The sequence below is a fragment of the Pseudomonas sp. UBA4617 genome, from assembly GCF_002386445.1.
Taxonomy (GTDB): domain Bacteria; phylum Pseudomonadota; class Gammaproteobacteria; order Pseudomonadales; family Pseudomonadaceae; genus Aquipseudomonas.
In genome coordinates this window covers 14497-40280 of sequence record NZ_DGIR01000009.1, presented here as the reverse complement: position 1 = coordinate 40280, position 25784 = coordinate 14497, and the positions used below count along the sequence as shown (strand labels likewise).

Genomic DNA, 25784 nt, shown 5'->3' with positions numbered 1-25784 from the left:
GATTATTCCTCAAATGCACTTCCCGTGATAACTTCAATGTCAACCCGTTCACCCTTGGTATCGCGAACCTTGAATGATTTGCTCGCCTGGGCGCTTACCCCGCCACACTTGCACGCATCGTCGATATATCGTTCAGCCTTGGTGAATGCCTCAGATCTCATATTTAAATCACGACCGCTTAGCTTTTCTTTCAATTCAGTCAGCATTCTTTTACCATCAGCCGCTGTCACTGGAGTATCTTGATTCCAAGACACAGACTCTTCGAGCTTTGCGCCTTGGGCCTGGATGCGGCCTCTATTTTTTGCCAGTCCATAGGGGTCAATCCAGTCCAAAGGGTTCGGTGCATAACTATATAAATTCAGGCTGCCTGCGTATCCTATCGGGTCTTTTCCAATAAAGCGGCCCGTCCTAGGATCATAGTATCGATGTCGATTATAGTGAAAATTCGTCTCAATATCAAAGTGTTGCCCTTGAAAGCGCAACTGATTTCCAATATCCACCAATCCAGCTTTGTCACTTAGCTTTTCTTTAGCAAATCCCCAAGACTTATAAACTCCGCTCCAGTCTATCCGCCCATCTTCGTCAGTCAGCTCCATAGGCGTACCGAGCTTATCGCATTGATACCAAACAAACGCTTCAATCGGCCCTGCTTTGGGCTTGTGCAGCCAGATCGGATCTCTATCGATGCTGTAATGATCTCCATACAGGGGCTGTGGCAGGAGGTCCAAGACAGTATTGGTCACAGCTTGGGCTACAGGTATGAACGTCCCTGGCTCAAACACATAGTGAGTGGTGCTGCCGCCCCGTTCCTTCTGATCACGGCACTCCGTGGCAAGCGTGTCGCCGTCCCAGGTAAACCAGGTGAATCCGCAGCCCAGTTCCTCATCCCGCTGCCGTCGAGCGTTCTCGTTCCACAATGGCCCTGCCTGAGGCCGATCCCGGTACTTGGCGCGTGAGTTCTTGTATAGACGACGGCCCAATGCGTCATAGGCGAAACTGACGATCAGCCGATCATCTTCGTAACGCCGCAGCCGGTTGTAGAGGTCCCACGTGAAATGACCTGTCTTGCCGTTCTCGATCCGCTCCAGCAGGTTGCCGCGCTCGTCGTATCGATACTGAGTGCCGCAGTAGCTGCGGAGTACGTTGTCGTTGATCTTGCGCGGTGAGTGCGGGTTCGGTCCAGGCGGCGCGTCGGGATCCAGCAGGTTGCTCGCCGGGTCGAAGGCGAATGTCTCCTTGCTGTAGTTGTGGGTGGCTTCGAGCAGTCGGCCCACTGGGTCGTAACGGTAGTACGTGTCACCCCGGTTCAGGTCGTTGACATGGGTAAGCTGGCCGCTTTCGTCGTATCGATAATTGCGAGCCGCAATGCGTCTGGTGGCACCACGGTGCGCCAAGGTTTGTTCGAGCAATTGACCATTCGCAGTCCAGGTTTGACGCTGAATCAGGCCATTGCCTTGTTCGCGGCCAATCTCCCGGTGCAGGTCATCGCGTTGGTAGCTGAGCAGTTCGCGATCATCAAACTTGAGGCCAAGCAGGTGCCCGCTGTCATAGGTGAGCCAACTGACCCTATGGCCATCAGGCCGCGTGGTGGCGACCCGCAGATTGAGGGCGTCGTATTCGTGGGTGAAGACGGCGACCTTCGGCTGCTGCATGTACTTGAAGTGCTGGTGCTCACGGGTATTGTTGCCCGCAAGATCGTAGAACCACTGCAGTTTGCAGTCCTTGTTCTCGGCGAGCAGCAGTCTGCCGTTGCCGTCGTAAGCGAAGGTTTCGGTTTCCCACTCTTTGCCGCCACGCTGCCCAGCGTTGCTTTCGACCAAACGGCCCATGGGGTCGTAGTCGAAGTGCGTGATGCGGTCGCCGTCGAGGCGACGGGTAGGCAAGTCACTGCCGTTGTCGTAGAGGTAGTCGGTGGCCTGCTTGTCGAAGCCTGTCTCCTTGAGCAAGCGGCCTACGGGGTCGTAGGCGAAGGTTGCTTCGCTGTTGTTCTCGTTGCGCAGGCGCACCAGTTGGCCGAGCTTGTCCCAGTGGTAGGTGAGGGTGGTGTCGTTGGGGTTGTGGCGCTGATGAATCAACCCGGCTTCGTTATAGTCCCAGCGGGTACGGCGGTGCAGAGCGTCGGTGAAGCTGAGCAGCCGGCCTTCAGCATCATATTCGAAGCGATCTCGGGTCTGGTCCGGATGGACGACACTGGTGAGGTGCCCTGCGTCGTAGTGATACTCGGTTACCTCACCGGCAGCGTTGATAAGCTTGGTAAGTTGGCCGAGCGCGTCGTACTTCCACTGAGTCCTTTTGCCAGAGCAGTCGGTGTAGCTAGCCAGCTGACCGTCGTGGTTGTACGTGAGCTTTTTCTCGCCCCCGTTGGCATCGGTGATGGCAATGGGCAGGTTGTCGCTGTTGTAGGTGTACTGGGTCTTGTTCTCCAGTGGGTCTGTGGTTTCGATGATGTTGCCGCGTTGGTCGTAGTCATATCGCCATAATCCCCCCTCGGCATCCCGTGTTTTAAAACGTTGGTCGAGGTCATCGTAGGCGTGGTGGACCGAGGTGCCATCTGGACGAGTGTGCTGCAGCAGGTTACTGCGCTCATCGTAGGCATAGTGGTCAACGCTGCCGTCGCGGTGCACATGTTGGACCACGTTCATGGCATCGTCGCGGAAGAACCATTCCTCGTTGCCGTCGGGGTGGACGATGCGATAGGTGTAGCCCTGAATGTTGTAGTAGTGCTTGGTTTCGTTGCCCAGGGCGTCCATGACGTAGGTAAGGCGGATGTGCTTGTCCCACTCCAGGCGCACCTCATAGCTGCCATCGTCTGCCCATTCGTGAACGGCTTTGGCATCCGGCCCTTCACCCAGCCATGCCAGGTTCATTGCCCGGCCGGTCCTGTCGGTGTACCTGGTGATCAAGTGATGCCGATACTCGTAGTTCCACTGCCTGCCATGCTCATCCAGGGCAGTTATCAGGTCACCATCGTCGCTATAGCGATAGGCGGCCAGCTGTCGAACCGGCTCTCCAGCCTTCATCAACCACAAGCTCTCGATGCGTCCGGTACGATCAAGTTGAGTTTGGACGTGTTGATGGGGCTGGTCGTTCTGATAGGTCAGCAGATCAGAGAGGACTTGGGTTCCTTCATGAAAATGCTCGTAGTGGAGGGCGATGCTGGCTCCGCCGCGCTGGCGTATGCAGATGAGCCTGAAAATGTCGCCGACCCGCTCATACTGCTCTTCTAGCGCATGTCCTCTGGCGAGTGAAAGCGTTCGCTCGCCCGTCCGAACGAGTACGACTTCTTCGACGGGGTCATGATGGAATTTTCCGACTTTGGGCAGTGGGTAGCTGTGGGAACGACCATCAGCAGCCTGGTAGCACAGTGCTTCATCGGTGATTTCAAAGTAGACAGTGTAGGGAGATATCCATCGTGCACCCAATGGGCCGCCGTCAAGGGCGGACTGACTGGATCGGTAGTTGCGTGCCCAAGAAACTGTGAAGGATCCAAGAAGCGTAAAATCAGTGTGAATCAACTGTTCAGAGCCGCGCGCGAAAGTGATGTTGTGGCATGTACTAGCGCAGGCGCCATTCTTCTCGGGCTTTGCATCCTGCCTCGGGCCAGGCTGCCTGTTGATCGCGCCCAGTTCATTCTGGCGGCTAACCCCTCTGGCTTGCCTTATGCCGGTTGGAGGAACACTGGTATTGAGCTGAGCACGTTTGCGCCCAGCGGCGTTTCGCAGCATTAACAGGATGTGGCCAATGCTGTTGGCTACTTGAGCGTTGCCAAGGTCCTTGAGACTTTCCTCCACCTCGGTAGCAAGGTGTCGAAGTAATGCAACGTATTTGAAGCCAATGGCTTTTATGTAAGGGGGGATCAGTCTCGATAAGCTATTGAGCGCCGCAACGGTAGCGACTTCCAGGGGAAGCGTCGCATGTTTTGCAATCTCCTCCAGCCACGAAAGTTCGTCGCTTTTGGTTGCCGGCGCATGCTTCAATTGTCCTTTCAGGAAGTCGTCGATACCCTTGGCGATCGTAAGCATCATTGCCTTCGCAGACGCGCCGCTTTTCGCAAGCATTTGCGACAGTTCGGCTTCTGCGAAGGTGACGAAGTTCTCCAACTCGCCGAGGATCGTTGCGTTCAGGTGCCCGGTCAGGACGGTTACTATGGTTTCGCCGATCGCTGCTTTCGGATTTGCTTTGACCTGCTGCTTGGCTAGGTGAAGGGCAGGCCTTAGGCTCTTTCTTGCAAAGGCCATAACGGGAGGGACTGGAATTACACCGATCAGGTTTATGCCGAGGCTGACCCAGTCGAGCAACGTCCTGTTCTTGTTCTCTGCGAGCGTGATCATATCGCTGACGGCGTCAACAGCCGCCATGATGTTGTTAGCGATGGGAATGAACTCAGCAGCCATCTTCAGATCGGCGAGGGTCAGCCTGTTTTCGCTGAGTTGCCTGAGCCAGAGGTCAACATTGTTTGCACTTTCTTCAATGTCTTCCGGGGGGATCTCTCTGATAGGCGCGACGGCCGTCTCGTGTGGACGTGCGGAAGGTGCGGTCATCGTCTTGTTTTCCCCACGGCGGCGGTGACTAACATCTCCAGTTCTTTGGAGGCGCGGTTCATCAGAGGCTGATTGAGCAGTCCCTTGGCTACCGAGGCATTTGGGGGGGCGGCATTCGAGAGAACTGCAGTTGCAACCTGCTCCGCCGCCTTGGCTGCGAGCTCGGCGGTTTTCGAGCTAATGGCGGCATCGCCAGACTGTTTGATCTCGCTCGCTGGCGACCATGTATCAGTCGGATCCTTGCCCAATGTCACCTTGGCCGGTCCGGCGGCGAGCCCTGCCACGCTGGCGAAGCCCTCGCTATCCAGCTTTCCTGTGAACACCCGACCCAATGCGTCTTCGACGCGGTAGTCCGCCATCTCGTAGGCATGGCGGCTCGCATAGTGCTGAAACAGTTCCAGATTGCCCTGGCCCGCCTTGATCTCGTCGGGAAACGCTGCTGCTTCGCTCTTCGAGCCTTTGTAGATGAAGTCAGTCGCGTACGCGGTGTACTGGCCTGCCGTGGCATGCACGATGCCGCCCGCGTTGTAGATTGTGCTGCTGCCACCGGCCTGGATCACCAGTTCCTCCTTGGCACTGAGGGTGATGCGTTCGGCGGTGACGCTGACCTTGAGCTTGGCCAGCAAGTTGATGTTGTCCTTCAGGGCACGCAGGTCGATGTCGCCGGAAGCGGCCACCAAACGCCAGCCCATGCTCTGCACGAACTGCCGCACGCCACGGCTGGCACTGATCAGCAGGCGTTTGCCGATGGCCATGCTGGTGTGGCCGCCCGTGCTCAAACCCAGGTGTTCACCGCTGGCGATATGGGTGGATTCTGGGGTGCTGGTGGCGATGCCGGTTGGGCTGGCGAGTACCAGTTGCGGATCGGCCAGTTCAGGGAAGCGATTGGCGTCAGGGTTGCCGCCGCTACCGCGAATGGCGTCGTGTTGTGCCTTGAGGGCATCGCCCACTTCATCCTGATCGCCGCCTTCCTGGGCAAGGTGGTCGCGGGCTTCACTGGCGAAGGTGGTGTGGTATTCCTGAGCGGCCTTCAGGCGCTCGGCGGTTTCGGCGAGGTCTGTATGGTGTTCGCTGGCGCGAGCGCGAGCTTCGGTCGTCAACAGTAGCCCGCCACCCGCACGCACCACGCCGTGGGTATCGGTGCGTAGTTCGAAACCTTGCCCACGAGGTTTGCCGCCAAAATGGCGGGGATGGGTGAGGTAGCCGAGATTCAGTGCCGAGTGATCGTGATCACTCATCAAGGCCGCACTGATCTGCCCGGTGGTGTCGTCCAGGCGCAGTTCGTTATGGCGCTTGCCGTGGTGCTCTTTGCTACGGATCGGGCTGACGGCCTTGAACTCGGGCAGTCGGTACGGTGGGCGGTTGACGATGTGATAGCTGCGACCGGTGATCATCGGCTGGTCGGGGTCGCCGTTGAGGAAACTGACCACTACCTCCTGGCCGATGCGGGGAATGGCCATTTGGCCCCAGGTGGCACCGGCCCAGGCCTGGGTGACCCGCACCCAGCAGGAACTCTTGTCATCGTCCTGGCCGAAGCGATCCCAGGGAAACTGTACCCGCACGCGGCCATGCTCGTCGCAGTAGATTTCCTCACCGGGCGGCCCGACCACCTTGGCCATCTGCGGGCCTTCGATGACCGGTTTGGGGCGGGCAGGGGCATGCCATTCGACTTGTGCAGGAATCAGGGTGGCGGTGAGTGAGTAGGACGTACCGACCTCGGCCTCAGCCGCGTCCTCTTCCAGTGCGGTGAACTGGCGTCCCTTGTGGGTAATATGCAGCGGTCGCCAAAGGATGTTCATGTCCTCGCGGGCATGGCCGCTCAGCTGAAAGGCGATACCCGGCTGCAGACGGGCATCGTCACCTTCGACCTCGGCCACGCGTGCATCACTGAACAACGCATCGATCTTGGTCTGGGTGAATGGTTTGCCGGCATTGTCGTGCTTGTAGCGGCCAGGGTAGTCGTAACGTTCGTAATCGTTGCTTTGATTGCCCCTCTCCTGAGGGAGCATGGTGTGCTCATGGTTGTAGCGCGGGTGGGTGAAGGTGTAGTCGCGCTGGACCTGGCGGCTGCTGCGCACCTGCTCGCGGTAGGCAAAATGGTGCAGGCAGGGCTGCTGCTCGGTGCCGCCACGGTTGGCGACGTACAGCACCGGCTCACCTTCCAGGCTGCCGAACTGGTTGATCCTGTCCGCCTGCACCACGCCATGGCTGCCTTCGCTGTGCTCGAAGATCGAGATCAGGCCTTCCTCGGCTGACAGGCGCCAGAAGAAGTCCAGGTCCAGGTCGCCGGCCTGCACGCAGAACTCACGGCTTTGGTGCGGGTTGACCATGTACTGGGCCAACGTGCCCCACTGGCGTTCGCGGAACAGTTCCTCCAACAGCTGCGGGACCGGGCGGTGCTGGAAAATGCGCCAGTCCGATTGCAGGCCGGCGCGCGCCAGTTGTGGTTCGATCACGGCGCGGTAGCGGGTGCGGCGGTGGCCAGTCCTGCCTTGCTCGAAGCTGCTGATCAGGCCGTGCACATGGCGCACAGCCTCATCCTGTTGCCAGATGGTCAAAGCAGCAGGCTGGTCGAGGAGGGTGGCAAAGTCGGCGTCGTCGGCGAAGCTGACAAGTTCGATTTCCAGTCGGTACAGTTCGCTGATCCCTTCCTTCAATTCGAAGGACACCACATCAAATGCTATTGCCTCATCGGCGGGCGTGCTGAAGGTGAAACGTACATCGTTCAAGTTGCTCATGCAGACTCCTGCTGTTCATCCTTTCGGCAGGTTCATGAAGCCGAACGCGTTATGGAACGCGCGGCGTAAGTGCACTCAAGACCGTAGCGAGGAATCCCTTCCAGGTCGCTGCAGTGGTTTCCTAGAGTCGTGTAGGAAGTTTCGCTAAATGCAGCGCTTATCGTTTTTATGGTGAAGCCGTACTTGCTGCGCCGATAGGCACAGTGACTGCTGAATCATGTCGGTTCGTTCTGGTGAAAGTTATGGCTGCAACAGCGTTTGCAGCGAAGCCAGAACTTGTTCAGTGATACCGTTGAGTCTGCTGGCGAAGTACATGTAGACGGCGGTACAACACACGCCCATGACGGCCCACGGTGTCCACCACGGCAATTGGCGGTTCATGCGATAGTGGCGGGGCGCCACATTGGTGAAAGGGTCGGTCAACCGTTGTGAGTGGGCTTTGGGGCCGCGTAGTTCCACGATCCGCTTGCGCAGACGCGCCATCCAGCGTTCCAGTTCCTGGTCGCCATTGGTCTGGTTGGCGTACTTGCCGCGGTAGCCCAATGCCAGGCACCAGAACAGGAACACAAACAGGTCGCGGCGTTTTTCCGGCGCCCCTAGCAGGCGCTCCAGCACATTGAAGAATTTCTCGCCGCCCCAGGTCTCCTGATGGATGGCGCTGAGCAGGGACTGGGCCTTCCACGGTGAGTCACGTCCCCAGGGCGTGGCCATCACCGCTTCATCGACCACACAGCACAGGCAGTAGGAAAACACCACGCGGTCGCCCTCATCGCAGTGCTCAAGCTGGCGCACTTCCTCGACCATGCCATGGATCATGGTCTTGACGTGGCCATATAACGGCTCGACGTGCTCGTACTTTTCGGTGCCCTCCAGGCGAATGACCAAACCGAACAGCGGCGCGGCAATGTCGAGGATGGGATTGCCAGTGTTCGAGCGGGTGTCGAATCCAAGCGCGTCAACCTGGGGGAATAGTTCGTTCGGGGGTGGAGACGTTCGGGCATCGGCGTGGCCCCTTTCGTAGTCTTGCTCGGGCACATTGTTCATGGGCGGACCTCCTGGTCACATTACCGGTTGCCGCCCGGTCCGGGCGGGCCATAGCTGGCGGGTGGCATTGGCGGTGTTGGCAATCTGCAGTTGATGAAAGGAATTGCTGCTGGCGTACAACGCCATGAAGTGGGACAGCACGTTGCCGAACAGCTGCACCTCGCCCTCGCATTCGAAGCCGTCAGGGTCGATGTGCAGGGTGGTGCGCATGCCGCGTACGGGCAGGCCCTTGATCAGCCAGTCGTAGGGCTCGCTGTGCACTTTCTTGATGGCGCCCAGGCGCTGAGCGGTCTTGCGGGCCTGCTGCAGGTCATGAGCACCGACAAAGTCATATACCCGCAGAACTGAAGCGAGCGCAGCCGGGGAGGACAGCGACAGGTTGTTCAAGGCCAGGTTGGAGATCAGCGCCCAGTGACGCTCACCCTGGCCACCGCTTTGCAGCATGGGCGGGTAGCTGCGAGTGGGTGGGGTCAGGTTGCGATAAGTTATGTACGAGGGCGTGTCCTGGGTGGTCAGGTCGATGTCGCCCACCTTCAGCTGTTGCGCCTGGGCGCCGTTACTGCAGGTCAGCTCGATGTTCAGTTCTTCCTGGTCACCCAGATACGGCACGAGGTTGTGATGCACCACGCCAATCTTGTGTTGCACCTTATCGTTGACCGGCTCCTGTTCGATGTGCAGTTGGTAGTAGAGCGAAGGTAGCCGTTCGCTTAGTGGGAAATCACGGTACAGGGCCTCGAAGCGCTTGAAGTCGCGTACATGGTCCTTGGACTTCTGCCGCTGGCTGCTGACGTGATCGATGCTGAATATCTCGTCTTTATCGCTGCCTTGGCGGCCCACGTTTACAAGCGCGTGGCTTGCCTTTTCACTGAGTGGAATGGGCTTGGCCTTGCAGGTGAACAGGTTGATGGCGGGAACGCAGTTGAGCAGGATCGTCGTCTGATCGATCTGGATGTCAGGTGGCAGGGGCCTGTTGAAGCGCAATTCCAGCTGGATCTGTTCGGCGGCTTCATCCGGCCAGTAGGCCCCCAGCCCCTCGATGCGAAAGCCATGAAAGCGTTCGGGGAAGCAAAAGAACTCGTGCAGGATGCGGTAGCCGTCCATCTGCTCGCCTGCGCTTGGCAGCAGGGCTTCATCGACCTCGAAACCGACGAAGGTCACGGCGGGTGGCAGTGCGAAGCGGTGTTGGCCGATGTGCAGGTAGAGTTTGTCCAGGTGCCGTGCCAGCCATTGGTACAGGTGCAGCGCGTTGCGGATGCCACCGGCGAGATGGAACTGCAAATGGTCGCACTTCATACGCCGCAGGGGCTGTTCGGACAGGGCGCCCAGGTCGATGCGCACCACGGGGGCTTCGGCACTGGGCCGCGTCGCGATGCTGCGGATCTCCAGCGGTGCGATGGCCAGCTCGGCACACGTGCGGAATTCGCAGCTCACGCCGTCAACCGGCCGGGAGTACACCGGCGTGCCTTTGGCCATCACCTGGGTTTCGCTCAGCGCATGGTCGACCGGCATGAATTGCATCACCGTCATGCTCGGCAGCGGCCGCAGCACATTGGGGTAGAGCAGTTGCAGCAGAGGGTGTGTCAGCTCGGGCAGGTGGTCTTCGAGCTTCATGACCAGGCGAGCGGTCAGGAAGGCGAAGTGTTCCAACACGTGCTCACTTTGCGGGTCCGAAGCGGTGCGCCCGAGAAAAGGCGCCAGGCGCGGCTCGTCTTCGACAAAGTCGTCACCCAGCTCCCGGAGGGTCTGCAGCTCCTGCCTGAACCAATCTTTAAACTTCATGTTTGTTGTTTCGAGCGCTCTATTTAAGGGGGTGAGTCCGACGCAATAAAAATTGATCGGGGCGACTTGTAGGAAACTTCCCACAAGTTCGTGGTTTAAATGCCGTGGTGGTGTGCGGCTATTAATTCTTTATTGCAGATCGCCGTGCGGCGTCTTCAAAAAAAGTGTTAGCGCTTATTTCGTAATGGTAGGCGTTGATAAGTAATTTCGGGTGCTGTTACTGTCTTTTGCCATTCGTGCCTCGAGCGTGCGTCAATTCATCGAAAGTGCAGTCGGTAAGGTTTGCCGCTATGAAAGTGAAAAAGGACAGTCTGCTGCGTGGTTTATCGTTGTTGCAGCGTCAGGCGATGCCCGTAGTTGTTATCGCCACAGTGCTCTGCGTGGCAGTTGCCGTGATCGGGGTATGGTGGTGGGGGCCGCAGTGGCAGTGGCGTGGCCAGCAGCCGCTGGCCGAGCAGCCTGTGCGTATTGCCGCCACCGTGCTGCTGGTGGTGTTACCGCTGCTGGTGTGGAGCGCGTGGGTGCACCGTCGCAATCGCTCGATCATGCGCGAGCAGCAACGGCAGCGGCGTGAGGTGGAGGATCCCTGCCTGGTGTACCTGCAGGCCCAGCAGCGCGCCCTCGACGGCAGCCTGGCTCGCTTGCGCGACAGCCAGGGCGGTCGCGGGCATCGATACGATGTGCCGTGGTATCTCATCCTGGGCGAAGAGAATGCCGGCAAATCGAGCTTTGTCAGCCGCTCGGACCAGCGCTTTGCCCTGACCCGTACCGAGCGCAGTTCGACTCAGCGGACCAGCGCCGATCCAGACCTGGTGTTCGATATCGACTGGTGGGTAGGGGACGATGCGGTGCTGATCGATCCGCCCGGTGAGTTCATCAGCCAACCGGAGCGGCCCGTGCCGGTACCCGATCCGCAGCCGTCCCCGGCAACGCTTGAAGACGGTCAGGACGATGCGCCTGCAGCTACAGAGACAGCTGCTCCCGTCGCGCTCAAGCCGGCCGATCCGCCAGGGCTGCCGGCAGGTATCGAGCGCCGACTGTGGCGGCACATGATCGGTTGGTTGGCGCAGAATCGCAGTCGTCGGCCGCTCAATGGCGTGGTTCTGCTGGTGGACATGACCAAGCTGTTCGCGCAAAGCGAAAAAGAGCGTCGTGACCTGGCCTTCGTGCTGCGCGCACGCCTCACGGAGCTGGGTGGCGAGTTAGGCACGCGTCTGCCGCTGTACGTGGTGATGACCAAGTTCGACCTGCTGGACGGCTTTGAGGAACTGTTTGCCAAGCTGCTGGCACGCGAGCGCGAAGAGGTGCAGGGCTTCACCTTTACGCTGGCGTCGGTGAACGATTTCGACAGCTGGCTGGAGGAACTGGGCGAGGCCTACCAGCACTTCATCGAGCAGCTTGAGGACACATTGGAGTCCGCCTGCGGTGCAATGCCTCCAGCGGCGCGCAAACGTGCCTACTCGCTGCTCAGGGAGCTGAGTGGTGCCCGCAAGATGTTGCTGAGTTTCCTGGGCGACGTGCTGAGCAGCGATCGATACACCACGCCTGCGTTGGTGCGGGGCGTGTATTTTTCCTCGGTCTACCAGCGCGGAGAGGTACGTAACCTGCTCGCGGATGCCTCCGCCCGTGCTTTTGCCCTCAGCCCGCCAGCACTGTCGACCAAGCCACAAGGCACTTCCGTGGTCTATTTCGCCCAGCAACTGTTGCAACGCGTGGTCTATCCCGAGGCCGGCTTGGCCGGCGACAACCAGCGGGTTGTCGAGCACAAGGTCCGCCTGTTGCGAGGCGGCGCCATCGCCGCGAGCGTGTGCGGGTTGGCCATGGCCGGTGGTTGGCTGTACTTCTACAGCGTCAACCGTGACAAGGCCGAACAGGTGCTGGAGAAAAGCCAGGCGTTCACCAACACCAGCGCCGACGGCAAAGCTGACCTGAGCGGGCGCAACCTGCTGGCACCACTGGATGAGATCCGCGATGCGGTGAGCCTGTACGGTGACTATCGCTCAGGCTGGACCGTGTTCACGGACATGGGCTTGTACCAGGGCAAAGCCATCGGCCCACAGGTGGACCAGGCCTACCTGAATGCATTGGCCCGGCGCTTTCTACCGGCGATTGCGGGTGGCGTGGCGGCGACCATCCAGCAGGCGGCACCCGGTAGTGATGAACAACTGGCCGCCCTGCGTGTGTACCGCATGATCGAGGATCGCGCCAATCGCCGACCGGAACTGGTTGAGCAGTGGATGGCCCGTGAATGGCAAAAGGCTTATCCGGGTCAAGGCCAGTTGCAGGCGGCGCTGATGCGTCATCTGCAGTACGGCCTCGCTTACGCTGATGTCGAGCTGCCGAGCTACCAGCGCGTGGTAGCTGAGGCACAACAGCAGCTGCGCAAACTGCCCCTGGCCCAGCGCGTCTACATCAGCCTGAAGCAGCAGGCTGCACAGCAGTTGCACGGTGCGCTGGACCTGCGCAACGAGATCGGGCCGGCCTTCGATATCGTCTATGTGCCGTTGAACCAGCGCAACTACCAGGCGGCCGTCGATGGCAGTCTGTCGCTGCCACCGTTGCTCACTGCGCGGGGCTTTCGGGACTACTTCGACCAACACAGCCAGTACGTGGCCGACCTCGCCCTGATCGACCAGTGGGTATTGGGCGAGCGGCGCACCCTCGACTATTCCGAGGTGGACCGCCAGGCCCTGACGGAACGCCTGCGTGCCTTGTACAGCGCCGATTACATCGATAGTTGGCGGCGGGTGCTGAACCAGTTTTCGGTTACAGAGTTCACCGACCTGGCCCATGCGGTGAGTGTGCTGGAGCAGGTCACCGGCCCGGCAGCCCCCATGCGGCGATTGTTGGAAGCGGTGCGCGGCAACACGCTGATCTACCCTGAGCCCGTGGACAACGAGAAGCAGCCACAAGGCAATCCACCAGGTCGCGTACAGGCCATGGGAATTTATCGGTCGTTTGCCGGGCTTTCGGGGATGCTCGATGTGCGGGGCGACAAGCCGTCCTTCCATGACGAAACGCTGCAGGCCGTCAGCGCCGTGTATGACTATGTGAAAGCGGTGCAGGACAACCCGAATCAAGGCAAGGCCGCGCTGGCGGTGGCGCTCACCCGGTTCTCCGAGAAAGAACCCGATCCCATCCGCAACCTGCAGCGCGTTGCCACGGGCTTGCCGGAACCGCTGAACCGGCATGTTCGCCAACTGGCGGAGCAGACCTCCCAGGTGTTGATGGTCATGGCGCTGCGCGAGCTGGAGCAGCGCTGGGAGGCGGAGGTGTACAGCGTCTACCAGGAGCGCCTGGCTTCACGCTACCCGATCGACCCAGCTGGGCCGGATGTTTCGCTCAAGGACTTCGAGGCGTTTTTTGGCCCGCAGGGGCAGCTCAAGCGCTTCCAGGATCAATACCTCACGGTGTTCCTGAAAGACAACCTCAATGCGCTCTATTCCAGCTCCGATGACGGCTACCTGGTCCGACCTGAGGTGATGGAGCAACTGAAGCAGGCGGAATCGATTCGCAACGCGTTCTTCGACAATCGTGGTGAATTGAACGTGAGTTTTGGCCTGGAGCCAGTGGCTATCAGCAGCGGGTTGCGGGGCAGCGTCTTTGGTGTGGATGGTCAGCTGCAGGCATTTGCGGACAAGGGTAGAGACCCGCTTGGCATGACCTGGCCAGGCCCTGGCGGGGAGAGTGGGCATAGCCGCGTCACCTTGGTACAGGCAGCGGGTACGACGGTCAGCCTGGGCTACCACGGCCCATGGTCGTTCTACCGCCTGCTCAGTCGCGGTGGATTGAACGCTCGCACGCCAACCAGCGTCGATTTAAGTTTCGGGATTGCCGGTGAGACTGCGCGTTACAAGTTCCACGCGACAGGCGCGAACAATCCTTTCACTCGCCAGCTGTTTGCGGGTTTCGAATTGCCGCAGCGGTTGTTGCGCGAAGGGGTAGCCAACGAAGTGGCAAAGCGCTGACATAGCTCATAAAAGAACAACCCCGATGCCAGTACTGGCATCGGCGTTCTTCTTTGACTGCTTCAGCGATTCAGTCCGGCCCGATCGCCCAGAGTTGCATCTCAAGATTCGGGAACTCCCCGGGGAATTTCCAATGGCGCGGGCGGTGGCATGTCACCGGGAATGTCGAAGACTGTGCCATCGGGCATTACCCCACGGGCGCGGATGATGGCAACCTTGCCGAAGCTCAGGTACTCCGCATTCAATTCCAGTTCGCTGAACCCATAGAATGCATCGTTCAAACTGAACACGCGTTGTTGCAGTGCCGACTCCGCGGCGAAGGCCATCTGTTGGAGGTGCTGCGGTTTGACGAACACGCCTTCTTTCCATAGCACAGCGTTACGTGAAGTCATCGGGTATTCCTTCTTTCAGTAGGCGTTACTGGTTGCGGAGAAATTCGCTGTCCTGACGCAGCTCGACGCCGTTGTTCTCGAAGTGGACGTGCACGGTGTGGCTGTAACCGCGGGGCTTGATGCGTATGGAATCCTTCCACTTGCCGTGAGGATCATCCAGGTGCGCCACGACAGCGATGTAACGCGTACGCTCGTTGATCTCTTCATGTTCAATGAACTTGAAATGGCCCGGCACCAACCGGAAGTCGTCAACGCTGATCAGGGTGCTGCCCAGTGCTTCGTCCAGATCTTCTTCCACTTGCTCATATGTGGCGTCCAGCAACAGGGAGTCGTCCCTGAGTTGCAGTACTTTGAAGGCGATGGAAGAGGGGGCTTGTCGCGGCGCTTGGCCGGTCGGCTCTGGTGCCTCGGAGTGCGCTGCTGTGTAGCTGGCCAACTGAGCAGGCGCACTGGGTGATGTTGGGTAGTTTTGGTGCAGTTGTTCAGCCAGCGCGCCGACCTTGTCAGTTAGCCCAACGGCATCCGTCGCACTGAGGGTCACCGCCAGCCCCGTCGGTTGGTCAGACGGCGGGGCAGGCTCCTCCAGGGTCGTGTTAGCTGAGCTGGCGACAGCAGGTGGATCAGCGGCATATAGACTGAGCCCCACATGGCTGATGTCGTTGGTAGGGCCGCCGACAGGCAGCGTCGGGTCCCTGATCACCTGGTATGCCTTGCTGATCGAGGTACAGCCGCTGAGTGCCAGACAGGCCAGAACCACACCGATGCGCTTGTTCATCGCATCTCCCTGCCGAAGATCTCGGCGATGGTGGGGTCAATGCGGGATTGCGCCACACGGTCCAGATACGCTTGGGGATCGAGCTCATCTGTATGCACGGGCTCTGAGGGGAGGCACAGACTCATTGCATCGATAGCCGGTTCGCCGAGAACCTGCAGTGGGCACAAACGCTGTGCGGCCTGCAGGGGTGAAAGCGGATTGTTGGCAGAATGAAGCTCCAGCCGTTCCTCTGCCTCGTCCTCATCGCCCAAGCGGATGGCAATCTGGTAATCGCCGATCTGCAGCCTGTCGTTGTGCCTGAGGCGTATAGGTGTGCCTGATAGCAGTGCGGTGTCACTGCCGTTCATGAAGCTCTTGCTGCTGTGGTCGATGAGGCAGAAATGGCCTTCATGCCAGCGGATCTCGCAGTGCACCGGCAGGATGCGCGCCTCACGATCATGCAGCCGCCAGGTCGCTTGCGTGCCAAGGGTGCCGCCTGCCTTGTCGAAGCGGTACTGCGGCTCGCTGCCATGCAGGAGTGTTTCCGGGTTGAGGACGGCCAGGGTAAGACTGGGGGAGAGATCATCTGTACTCATGCGCGTACCGTGATGCGAACAGGGGGAGGTGTGGGGTCATTGCGGTCAGCTAAAAAGCTGGTCCAGCCGAGGTGGGTGCCATGCTCGGCTCTGAGGCTGAAGGGCGGTGCCTCTTCGGCACGCATGCGTAATTCCAGGTCATACGCTCCGACATCGCGCAGCAGAAACTCCACAAGCCGGGCCAGTCGGTGGTAGTTGTCACCGCTGGGCAGGAACTCGCGAAACTGCTGTTGGTCAAGCCCCGCGATCACGATGGTGAACTTGCTGCTACGTGACACGGTGCTGCCGCCCACCAGGAAGTTGTCATTGAGCGTGCAATTGCGCGAACCCAAGCCATTGCGCTGAGACTGCGGTATCTGCACGACGCGTTTCTCGAACTCGCGGATCGTCACGTCCCGAAGATCGAAGCAGTGCGCGATCATGCCAGCCACCATGCCCGGTGATCGGCTGCGGCTGGCAATCATCCCCACGAAGCTCAGCAACCGGCTCCAGGGCAAGGCGGTCGCCCCGCGCAACGCCGCGTCATCCAGGCCGATCATGGCGAAGATGTAACGAGAGAAACCGTCTGTGGCGCCCGGTTGGAAGCGCCGGTAATAGCGGTACTTGCGCCACCCCTGATGCAACAGGGTATGCAGACGATGGTTGAAGAAGTTGAAGTAGGCCGGGCGTACACCGATGCTCTGCGCATGCTCATAGGCCACTTCGTCAAGGTAATAGCTGGGCAGCGGCGAATCGGTGCCATGCAAGCCAAGGAAGGTGGCTTGAATGCTGTAGCGATCGTCCCCAATACGCTCAGCACTGATTACATCGGCGACGGGGAATGACAGTTTCGGAGAGACCTCCAGCCGCAAGCGTCTTCGGGTTTCGCGGGAGAGGGGGCGTTGCTCAAGATCATCGCCGTGTACGTGGTACATCAACTCTAGAAGCTGGAAGTACGAGTACTGATGGGCCTCAGGCAACATACGGTCCACAGCATCCTGGACTTTATTTGCTGATTCATCGTCCATGTCAAATCCTCAGGGAGTGGTGTGGTTTCTATATGTAAGACGTGTTTGTAAGAATAATTACCAGTCGGTAGGCATTGATTAAACAAATGGCTCGGCGGTAGTTTCGCTAAAAAGAAAACCATGCAATGAGGAAGGGCTTCCGGTCGAGGTACGAAGTGTAAGAAGATGTTTGCAGGAAGTTGGTCACCACGCTATCGCGCAGTTCATAGCTTTTTCCTGTGCTAGGTAAGTCGTGTGCTTGGGATGTTCGGTCGTGTTGGTTGCTGCTGTTCATTCTGCGTGATGCGGAGGGGCAATATAGAACTCCGAGTTGCCTGCTCGATCACTGCGAGCTCAATAACTAGCGACCCTGACCAAACACGGAGAACAGCTTGTGCAGCCATTGAACTACGCCGCTCACGCAGTAGAGCGACTGCGTTCGGATCGCCAGGGGGCGATAGTGACAAGTCCAGGAGTGGGTTTGCTTTACGACACGGTTGTCGTAGCTTCTCGCTCAACGTTGAAAATAAAACGCTCAACCTCAGCCATGACGCCGAGGTCAGCGTGAAGTGGTGCCCTTGGAGAGTGAGCTTCTACCGAGCCTGGCTCAGATTTTCAGCGGCATTTCTGAAACACCACACTGGTCCCGATGGGAGCGGGGCACCTGCGGTTACCAGGCCATCGGCCTGTCCCAGCCCTTCCAGAACAACCAGCGCCGCACTTCACCATGGTCCCCGGTGCCGATCTGCCAGGCTGGCCGCTGGCTGTCCAGCGCAATCAGCGAAACGAACCCGGCATGGCTGGCCGCCACCAGCGTCCGCCCATCGGCACTGACATCCAGCGCGCTGATGGTCGAGCCCAGGTAATGCTGCCAATGCTCCACGCCATCTTCACCAAACGCCCGCAGGTAGCCATAGGCATCGCCGACGATGTATTCGCCGTCACGCGCCACGGCGGCATACACCCGTGCGCCATCCTGTACCAGCGGCGTACGTGGGTCCTGGCTGTAGTAGTCGGTATCCAGCCCCGGCAGGTCGGCCACCCTGACCGCCAGGCTGGCACCGCTGTAGAAGTGGCAGGCGTTGAGCAGCAGTTGGTCGCCCGTGCGGTTGAACAGGGCAAAGTGCGGGTATTCGCTGGCAGGCCCGATCGTGGCCACGGGCCTGAGCTGGTCGTCCAGCACGTGGTGGCGGCTGCCCTGCTCACCGACCGCGATCAAGCGGCCATCCGCCGACACCGCACCGTGCTCCATGCTCAGCCCCAGGCTGATGTCGTCCGGGTCGGTGCCCTCGGCCAGCTCATCGAGTATCCGTGCCTGCTGCGGCAGCAGTCGGATCGCGCCCTGGCAGGTGAGCAGGAAGATACCTTCGGCACTTACCAGCAGGACCCGCTGGCCATCCGGAAAGGGGATCAGGGCGGAGGGCGTGGGTGGCAACTCGAACGGCTCGAACGGGTAACCTGCCGGCAACCCCTCCAGCCCCGTCGGCCAGGCCAGGCGCTGCACCTGGGGGCCGCCCCAGCCATCGGTCACGCGCACCCCTTCGGTGTTGGCCAGGGCGAAGTAGCGACGTGCCGGGCAGCGACCGAAATGCTCGACCCCGATCACCGGCGTTACCGCGTGGCTGTCGATACGCACTACCTGGCCTTTGTCACAGGGCATGCCGATGCGCGCCAGCAGGCTCCCGTCATCCAGCAGCAAGACGTTGCTGATGCCCTGGCCGTGAGCATCGAGCAACGGCACCAAGGGATGGTGCGCAGGCGGCCAGGCCTCGCGGAAGGCCTGGCGCTGCTGGTCATCGACGCCGGGGCGGTTGGCCGCTTGCAGGGCGGCCAGCCAGGCCTCCAGCAGGTGCTCGGTGGCAGCGGCCTGCGGTGCTTCGAGGTGATCCCAGCCGTGCGCGCGGCCCTGCGCGACGTAGTCGTTGACGGCCCGGGCATAGGCGGTGACCGCCTGTTGCCACTGTTGCTGGGGAGTCTGCTTGTCCATGCGCGGGTCGGGCTCCTGGTTGCGTACACGTATCCACAAAGCGCGCATGGTACTCCTTCTGCCCGATGCGCGGTTGTGAGGCCGGGGTGTGACGCGTACCATGCCGGGCATTCCTTCCAATAACAAAGCGTACGTCGACACCCGGTGCAACCGGGTGGCTGGCGTGCGGTCTGTTGCCTTGTCTGCGGAGAACCGGTTTCAACCCATGAATGGACCCATACCCACCCACATGCCCGCCACGGCAGGCAGCGGCAGCTGGCTGAGCGTGATGGCCCTGGCCCTGGCCGCGTTCATCTTCAACACCACCGAGTTCGTCCCGGTGGCGCTGCTCAGTGACATTGGCCGCAGCTTTGCCATGAGCACCGCCCAGGTCGGCCTGATGCTGACGATCTACGCCTGGGTGGTGGCGCTGGCCTCGTTGCCGATGATGCTGCTGACCCGCAACATCGAGCGGCGGCGCCTGTTGCTGCTGGTGTTTATGGTGTTCATCGGCAGCCACCTGCTGTCGTGGCTGTCGCAGAGCTTTGCCATGTTGTTGGTCAGCCGTATCGGCATTGCCCTGGCGCATGCGGTGTTCTGGGCCATTACCGCCTCGCTGGCGGTGCGCGTGGCACCGCCGGGCCAGCAGGCCAAGGCGCTGGGCCTGTTGGCTACCGGCACCACCCTGGCCATGGTCCTGGGCATCCCGCTGGGCCGGGTGGTGGGCGAGGCGCTGGGCTGGCGCATTACCTTCCTGAGCATTGCCGTGGTGGCGCTGGCGACCATGCTCTGCCTGATGAAGTCGCTGCCCTTGTTGCCCAGCCAGAACTCCGGCTCGCTGCGTAGCCTGCCGATCCTGTTCAAGCGCCCGGCGCTGGTGATCACCTATGTGCTGGTGACGCTGGTGATCACCGCGCAGTTCACTGCCTACAGCTACATCGAGCCGTTTGCCCTGCACGTGGCACAGATCGGCGCTGAGCGCACCACCTTGCTATTGCTGTTGTTTGGTGGTGCCGGGGTATTCGGCTCGTTGCTGTTCAGCCGTTACAGCGACCGCTTCCCGCATGGCTTCCTGGTCGGTTCGATCGGCCTGTTGGCGGCCTGCCTGCTGCTGCTGTTGCCGCTGTCGGGCAACTTCTATGCGTTCGCTGCGCTGAGCATGTTCTGGGGCGTGGCCATTCTCAGTTTCAGCCTGTCGCTGCAGTCCAAGACCTTGAAGCTGGCGTCCGATGCCACCGACGTGGCCATGGCGTTGTTCTCGGGTATCTACAACATCGGCATCGGCGGTGGCGCGTTGCTCGGGAGTATTGTCAGCAGCCAGCTGGACGTGGCCTACATCGGCCTGGTGGGCGGAAGCGTGGCGGTGCTCGGGTTGCTGCTGGCGGTTGCCAGTACCGCGCGGTTCCGCGAGGCACTGACACATTGACCTGACCCTGGCACGCACTTCTGCAGATACCTGTAGACCTGAGAGCGAGGGTGCAGACTGCTCAGGCCAGCACGGCAGCCCAAGCAGACAACAGCAGCACCCCTGCCAGCACCTGGTTGAACAGCCGCAACCTCTGCGGCGCCTGCAGCCAATGCGCGCTGCCTGCTCCAAGCAGCGCCCACGCCGCCATGCACGGCAGGGCGATCAGCCAGAACACCAGCGCCAGCCGCCACACCGGCAGCGATGGTGAAGCAAACACCCCGACCACGGCCACCGCCATCAGCCACACCTTGGGGTTCACCACCTGCAACGCGGCCGCGCTGAACGCACTGAGTCCTTGCCCCGTGGCTGCCTGCAGCGGGGCGGCCGCACTGCGCAGCATTTTCCACGCCAGCCAGCTCAACCACAGCACACCGGCGCCACTCATCAACTGCTGAGCCAGCGGGTGGCGTAGCAGCAGCTCACCCAGCCCCAGGCCAACCATCAGCACGATCACTGCAGCTGCGCCACAGGCAGCCACGATCGGCACGAGGCTCGCGCGCAGCCCGGCGCGAGCGCCATGCGCGAGGATCAACAGGTTGGTTGGCCCGGGGCTGATGCTGGACACCAGGGCAAACAGAATGAAAGGCAACAGTGACTGCGACATGATCAAGGGCTCCGGATGAACGAAGCACCATGTTCGCTGCCCGCCGCCGTTCAGTCTGGAAGGTTTGAGCAGCGCCTGCGGTAGTCGGCCGGGGTCAGCTGGTAGGCGCGGCGGAACCAGCGCCCGAGGTGGCTCTGGTCGGCAAAGCCCAGGGCCATGGCCACTTCGCTGGGAGTCTGGCCCTGGGCGAGCAGGCGCCGCGCGCGAGCCAGGCGCAGCTGGATCAGGTAGGCGTGCGGCGCCAGGCCGTACGCGGCCTTGAACGCGCGGGTCAGGCGGAAGCGGTCGATGCCACAGGCCTGGGCCAGGTCTTCCAGGCCAATGTCGCTCGCCAGGTTGGCGTGCAGGTAATCGCGCGCACGCTGCGCGGTCAGCGGCAGGCGCGGGTCGGGGTTGATGCGTCGGCGCCAGTGCAGGTGGCGGGTCAGGCAAGCCAGCAGGTCGTCCATGGCCGTCTGGCGCACGATGCGCCAGTCCTGCCCGTGCACGGCGCTGAAGGCGAGGGCGGTGGCCCGGGCGAGGCTTTCGTCGTGGCACAGGGTATCGGCGAAGCTGGGCAGGCTGTCGCCTGGCACGTGCTCGAACAGCGCCCGCAGTTGCTGGTCCAGCCAGGCGGGTTGCAGATACAGCGTCGAATAGGTGAAGCCTTCCGCAGTCGGTGCCAGGCCATCATGGATGTCACCCGGTTCGAGCAGAAACACCTGCCCCGGTGTGCTGCGGTGGCGTACCCGGCGGCAGTTGAACTGCTGCACCCCCTGTTCGGTCACGCCGACCAGGAAGCTGTCGTGCCAGTGCGGGTCGTAGGCATGCCCGACGAAATGCGCGCGGACCGACTCGATGCCGGTGTCGGCGTCCTGTTTGAGGTCGATCCAGTTGCTCATGGGGGCGTGCCGTAACGGAAACCACTACCTTAGCGTAACGGCCCGGCTCAGTCTGGAACGATTGTGCAGCCGTTGCTCAGGGCCCGGCTGCGCAAAGCCTCGAAGCGTTCGCGCAGGCACACATGCAATTGCCTGATCGCGGGCGTGAGCTGCTTGCGGTGCGGGCATACCAAGGTGACCGGTGCAGCCTCACCAATGTGCTCGGGCAGGATGATTTCCAGTTCGCCGGCTACCACGTTGGCGCTCACATCCAGCCACGACTTGTAGACGATGCCTTCGCCTTGCAAGGCCAGGCGGCGGATCACGTCGGCATCGTCGCTGACCAGCGGCCCGCGCACTTGCACGGTACGGTTGCCCACCCGCCATTTGTCGTAGACCCGATTGTGCTGCATGTACAGCAGGCAGGCGTGCTGTTGCAGGGCTTCAGGCGTGAGCGGGCGGCCGTGCCGTGCCAGGTAGTCGGGTGAGGCGACCAGCACCCGGCGGTTCCAGTCGGCCAACGGCAGGGCAATGTAGTTGGCGTCCTGGTTGAGGCCGTAGCGAATGGCCACGTCCACCGGGTCACGGTTGAGATCGGCGATCTGGTCGGACAGGAAGAAGCGCAGGTGCAGGGCCGGATGTTCGCGGCGAAAGGCGCTCAGCCACGGCAACAGCATGTTGCGGCCCAGGTCTGAAGGCGCTGATACCTGCAGGACGCCACGCAGCACGCTGGAGTTGCCATGCAGGTCTTCGCGGCCCTGGCGCAGGCTTTCCAGCACATTCACGGCGGTCGGCAGATACAACTCGCCTTCGGCAGTCAGGCGCAGGCTGCGGGTGGTGCGGGCAAACAGGCGCACATCGAGATCACGCTCCAGGCGCTTGATCGCGGCAGCCACCTGGCCTGGCAACAAGCCGGCTTCGTGTGCGGCGGCAGTGAAACTGCCCAGTACGCTGCTGCGAACGAACAGCTCGAGGTCGGCGATGCGCAGCATTTTCACTCCACAAGTTAAAGTGTTGTTGCATTGTGCTGGTTTTTCTTTTTTGCAGGTAAGATAGCATGGCCAGCAAATCCCTCGTTCATTCCAGGAGTTGTTGCATGGATACTGTCTCGCTGGCCAAGCGCCGCTACACCACCAAAGCCTACGATGCCTCGCGCCGTATTCCCCAGGCCACCGTCGACGCCCTGCTCGAACAACTGCGCCACAGCCCGTCTTCGGTCAACTCGCAGCCGTGGCATTTCATCGTCGCCGATTCTGCCGAAGGCAAGGCGCGCGTGGCCAAGAGCACTGCCGAACGCTTTGCCTACAACTCGCCGAAAATTCTCGATGCGTCACACGTGATTGTGTTCTGCACGCGCACCGAGATGAGCGAGGCCCACCTGGACGCAGTGCTCGAGCAGGAGGCAGCGGATGGGCGCTTCCGTGATGAGCAGGCGCGTGCCGCGCAGAACCAGAGCCGCCGGCACTACGTCGACCTGCACCGTTTTGACCAGAAAGATTTGCAGCACTGGATGGAAAAGCAGACCTACCTGGCGTTCGGTACGGCCATGCTGGGGGCTGCGGCCCATGGCCTGGACGCGACACCTATCGAGGGCTTCGACAGCAAGATCCTCGATGCCGAGCTGGGCCTGCGCGAGCGTGGCTTCACCAGCGTGGTAATCCTCAGCCTGGGGTACCGCAGCGAGACGGATTTCAATGCCGGGCTGAACAAGTCGCGCTTGCCGGCTTCGCAGGTGTTCACCTTCCTGTGACATCGTCCGGGGGGCCGCACAGCGGCCCTTGCAATTTATCAAGGTCAGGGCTGGGCCGCTTGGCATCCTGGCTGGCATGTATCCGGCAAATACCGCATACTTGTCGGCAAACGCCGGAAAGGAGCTTGCCATGCTTGCCGAAGTGCTTCGCGACAACGGTTACCACGAGTACCGGGCGCGCCTGCATGCGCTGCTGGAAATCCCCGAGTTTGCCAGTGATCTCGAGATCCACACCCGCATCACCCACGGGTTTGCCGCCACCTGGCTGGTAAAGCTGACCGAGCTGGGGGTATTCACGCCAGTGGAGCGTGACCAGATCATTCCCCTGCGCACCCTGAAGTCCCGCATCGAACGTGACCAGCCACTGACCGTCGAGGAAAGTGACCGGTTGTTCCGCTCGGCGCATATCACCGCGATGGCCGAAGCCGTGTTCGGCGACGCGGCCAAGGCCAAGCGCTGGCTATCCAAGCCCAAGGAGCGCTTCGCGGGACTGACGCCCATGCAGATGCTCACTACCCAGCAAGGTACTACCCAGGTCGAGGAAATGCTGCTGCAGATCGCCGAAGGCTTTGGCTTGTGATCCTGTGGCGGATCAGCGCCTATGCCGACCTGAGCGGAACCGGCGGTTTGCGCGTCAGCGGCCGCTGGCACCAGGCCGGTCGGCCAGTGGTCTATGCTGCCACCAGCCCGGCCGGTGCCATGCTCGAAGTGCTGGTGCACCTGGAGATCGACCCCGAGGATTTCCCTACCACGATGCGCTTGCTGCGCATCGAGTTGCCCGACACGGTTTCCCAGGCACAGCTGCCATCCTTGCAGCCTGGCTGGTCAACGCAGACCGAACTTACCCGCGGTCTGGGCAACCGCTTCCTTGATGACTGTTCGGCGTTGCTGCTGCCGGTGCCCAGCGCGATCATGCCCAGAACCATCAATTACCTGTTCAACCCGCGGCACCCGCAGGCGCACAGTGCCAGGCTCGAAGTCGAAGACTTCACCCCGGACAGCCGGCTGTTCTAGACAGGTTTACCAGAATGCCGCCGAAGCCGCTGCCAGCACCCTGGCAAAAACTTTGATCGCTGTGTCCACTTCGGCCTCGGTGCTGAAGCGGCCGATGCTCAGGCGCACGCTGTTGCGTGCCCGGTGTTCGTCCAGTCCCATTGCCAGCAGCACGTGCGAGGCCGCCTTGCTTGCCGAATTGCAGGCAGAGGTGGTTGACAATGCCAGCTCGCTGGCCAGTGCGGTACTGTTGAAACGGGGGTTGTCAATGCACAGGTTCAGCGTATGCGGAATACGCTGCTGGGCGCAGCCATTGAGGCTGACGCCAGGCAGCGCCAGCAAGCCTTCGCGCAGGCGCCCGGCCAACTGTTCGAGGCGGCGGTGCTCGCTGTCGCCGGGCTGGCCGGCCAAGGCGAAGGCGGTGCCCATGCCGACGATCTGGTGGGTCGCCAGGGTGCCGGATCGCAACCCCTGCTCATGCCCGCCGCCGTGCATCTGCGCGCACATCAGCGGGCGTGCGCGCGGCCCGACGTAGAGCGCACCAATCCCTTTGGGGCCATACACTTTGTGCGCCGAGAACGACATCAGGTCCACGGCCATCGCGCTCAGGTCGATGGCCAGTTTGCCCACCGCCTGCGCTGCATCCACGTGCAGCAGGGCACCGTGGGTGCGCACCTGTTCGCCAATCGTGGCAACGTCAGTGAGCGTACCCAGTTCATTATTGACCGCCATCAGCGATACCAGGCGGGTGTCGGCGCGCAACGCCGCCTGCACGGCGGCAGGCTGGATCAGCCCGGCGGCATCGGCTGCCAGGCGGGTAACCGCCCAACCCTGGCGCTCCAGCTCAGCCACGCTGTCGAGCACGGCCTTGTGTTCCAGCTGGCTGGTGATCAGGTGCCCGGGCTGGCCGAAGCCTTGGGCGATGCCCTTGAGTGCCAGGTTGTTGGACTCGGTCGCGCCTGAAGTCCAGACCAGTGCGTCAGCCTGCGCGCCGACGCGCTCGGCCACTTGCTGACGGGCCTGCTCGACAGCCTGGCGGGCGGCCTGGCCAAAGGCATGGCCGGTGGATGCCGGGTTGCCGAAGTTGGCCTGGCTGCCGAGGCAGGCAAGCATGGTTTCGATGACCCGGTCGTCGACCGGAGTAGTGGCGGCATAGTCGAAATAGAGCGGGGCGCTAGGCATTGGGGCGGGTCCGTGTCATTGCCGTAATCTCGGCGATCGTTGCAGCAAGCGTACCCGCCGCTTGGGCAATAGTTTTTGCTTCTTGCGGCGATATTTCCCGAATCGCTGAAAGGATATTTCTACCAATAGAACGATTAGTAGAAAATTTTTCTCTCGCCTGCCC

The 25784-nt window shown here is 61.1% G+C and carries 17 protein-coding genes and 1 pseudogene; 5 read left to right on the top strand and 13 right to left on the bottom strand.

The window, feature by feature from the left end; all coding sequences use genetic code 11:
* Nucleotides 1–2: 2 nt before the first annotated feature.
* From B4L76_RS02390 to tssF, 4 genes are all read right to left on the bottom strand, one after another.
* Nucleotides 3–4541 carry an RHS repeat-associated core domain-containing protein gene (locus B4L76_RS02390; protein WP_296230234.1) on the bottom strand — a complete coding sequence of 1513 codons (4539 nt, stop codon included), beginning with the start codon at nucleotides 4539–4541 and terminating at the stop codon, nucleotides 3–5.
* Nucleotides 4538–7279: a type VI secretion system Vgr family protein gene (locus B4L76_RS02385; protein WP_296230231.1), complete on the bottom strand. Its 2742-nt coding sequence runs from the start codon at nucleotides 7277–7279 to the stop codon at nucleotides 4538–4540. The genes B4L76_RS02390 and B4L76_RS02385 overlap by 4 nt, the downstream gene beginning before the upstream one ends.
* A gap of 240 nt (nucleotides 7280–7519) precedes the next feature.
* Nucleotides 7520–8323 carry a type IVB secretion system protein IcmH/DotU gene (gene icmH, locus B4L76_RS02380; RefSeq protein ID WP_296230230.1) on the bottom strand — a complete coding sequence of 268 codons (804 nt, stop codon included), beginning with the start codon at nucleotides 8321–8323 and terminating at the stop codon, nucleotides 7520–7522.
* 15 nt (nucleotides 8324–8338) lie between these two features.
* A complete protein-coding gene (gene tssF, locus B4L76_RS02375) occupies nucleotides 8339–10102 on the bottom strand; it encodes a type VI secretion system baseplate subunit TssF (protein WP_296230229.1) in 1764 nt (587 codons plus the stop codon).
* A gap of 290 nt (nucleotides 10103–10392) precedes the next feature.
* Between tssF and tssM the strand changes: the two genes are divergently transcribed.
* Nucleotides 10393–14070 (top strand): type VI secretion system membrane subunit TssM, encoded by a 3678-nt coding sequence (gene tssM, locus B4L76_RS02370; protein WP_296230228.1) that lies wholly within the window; start codon nucleotides 10393–10395, stop codon nucleotides 14068–14070.
* 125 nt (nucleotides 14071–14195) lie between these two features.
* Here the strand turns inward: tssM and tssK are convergent.
* From tssK to B4L76_RS02345, 5 genes and pseudogenes are all read right to left on the bottom strand, one after another.
* Nucleotides 14196–14462: pseudogene (tssK, locus tag B4L76_RS02365) on the bottom strand (type VI secretion system baseplate subunit TssK); the annotation flags it as partial.
* A gap of 25 nt (nucleotides 14463–14487) precedes the next feature.
* Entirely contained in the window at nucleotides 14488–15237 is a 750-nt protein-coding gene (gene tssJ / locus B4L76_RS02360; protein WP_296230227.1) for a type VI secretion system lipoprotein TssJ, read from the bottom strand.
* Nucleotides 15234–15812 carry an FHA domain-containing protein gene (locus tag B4L76_RS02355; protein ID WP_296230226.1) on the bottom strand — a complete coding sequence of 193 codons (579 nt, stop codon included), beginning with the start codon at nucleotides 15810–15812 and terminating at the stop codon, nucleotides 15234–15236. The genes tssJ and B4L76_RS02355 overlap by 4 nt, the downstream gene beginning before the upstream one ends.
* Nucleotides 15809–16819, bottom strand: a complete 1011-nt coding sequence (gene tssG, locus B4L76_RS02350) for a type VI secretion system baseplate subunit TssG (RefSeq protein ID WP_296230225.1) — start codon at nucleotides 16817–16819, stop codon at nucleotides 15809–15811. The genes B4L76_RS02355 and tssG overlap by 4 nt, the downstream gene beginning before the upstream one ends.
* A 649-nt stretch (nucleotides 16820–17468) precedes the next feature.
* Nucleotides 17469–18785 (bottom strand): hypothetical protein, encoded by a 1317-nt coding sequence (locus B4L76_RS02345; RefSeq protein ID WP_296230491.1) that lies wholly within the window; start codon nucleotides 18783–18785, stop codon nucleotides 17469–17471.
* Between the two features lie 205 nt (nucleotides 18786–18990).
* Between B4L76_RS02345 and B4L76_RS02340 the strand changes: the two genes are divergently transcribed.
* A complete protein-coding gene (locus B4L76_RS02340; RefSeq protein ID WP_296230224.1) occupies nucleotides 18991–20190 on the top strand; it encodes a sugar transporter in 1200 nt (399 codons plus the stop codon).
* Between the two features lie 61 nt (nucleotides 20191–20251).
* On the opposite strand, the gene B4L76_RS02335 is transcribed toward B4L76_RS02340, so the two are convergent.
* The 3 genes from B4L76_RS02335 to B4L76_RS02325 are packed head-to-tail and all read right to left on the bottom strand — an operon-like array spanning nucleotide 20252 to nucleotide 22688.
* The gene (locus B4L76_RS02335) at nucleotides 20252–20836 is read right to left on the bottom strand and encodes a LysE family translocator (protein ID WP_296230223.1); all 585 of its coding nucleotides are present in this window, start codon (nucleotides 20834–20836) and stop codon (nucleotides 20252–20254) included.
* Between the two features lie 50 nt (nucleotides 20837–20886).
* Nucleotides 20887–21717, bottom strand: coding sequence for an AraC family transcriptional regulator (locus tag B4L76_RS02330; RefSeq protein ID WP_296230222.1), 831 nt, complete (start codon nucleotides 21715–21717; stop codon nucleotides 20887–20889).
* A gap of 47 nt (nucleotides 21718–21764) precedes the next feature.
* Nucleotides 21765–22688 (bottom strand): LysR family transcriptional regulator, encoded by a 924-nt coding sequence (locus B4L76_RS02325; protein WP_296230221.1) that lies wholly within the window; start codon nucleotides 22686–22688, stop codon nucleotides 21765–21767.
* 104 nt (nucleotides 22689–22792) lie between these two features.
* Between B4L76_RS02325 and nfsB the strand changes: the two genes are divergently transcribed.
* The 3 genes from nfsB (at nucleotide 22793) to B4L76_RS02310 (ending at nucleotide 24460) form a co-directional block, all read left to right on the top strand.
* Nucleotides 22793–23446, top strand: coding sequence for an oxygen-insensitive NAD(P)H nitroreductase (gene nfsB / locus B4L76_RS02320; protein ID WP_296230220.1), 654 nt, complete (start codon nucleotides 22793–22795; stop codon nucleotides 23444–23446).
* Nucleotides 23447–23576: 130 nt separating this feature from the next.
* Nucleotides 23577–24026: an antitoxin Xre/MbcA/ParS toxin-binding domain-containing protein gene (locus B4L76_RS02315; protein ID WP_296230219.1), complete on the top strand. Its 450-nt coding sequence runs from the start codon at nucleotides 23577–23579 to the stop codon at nucleotides 24024–24026.
* Complete coding sequence (locus B4L76_RS02310; RefSeq protein ID WP_296230218.1) at nucleotides 24023–24460, top strand: RES family NAD+ phosphorylase; 438 nt, start codon at nucleotides 24023–24025, stop codon at nucleotides 24458–24460. The genes B4L76_RS02315 and B4L76_RS02310 overlap by 4 nt, the downstream gene beginning before the upstream one ends.
* A 6-nt stretch (nucleotides 24461–24466) precedes the next feature.
* On the opposite strand, the gene B4L76_RS02305 is transcribed toward B4L76_RS02310, so the two are convergent.
* Nucleotides 24467–25621, bottom strand: coding sequence for a cysteine desulfurase family protein (locus tag B4L76_RS02305; RefSeq protein WP_296230217.1), 1155 nt, complete (start codon nucleotides 25619–25621; stop codon nucleotides 24467–24469).
* Nucleotides 25622–25784 lie beyond the last annotated feature (163 nt).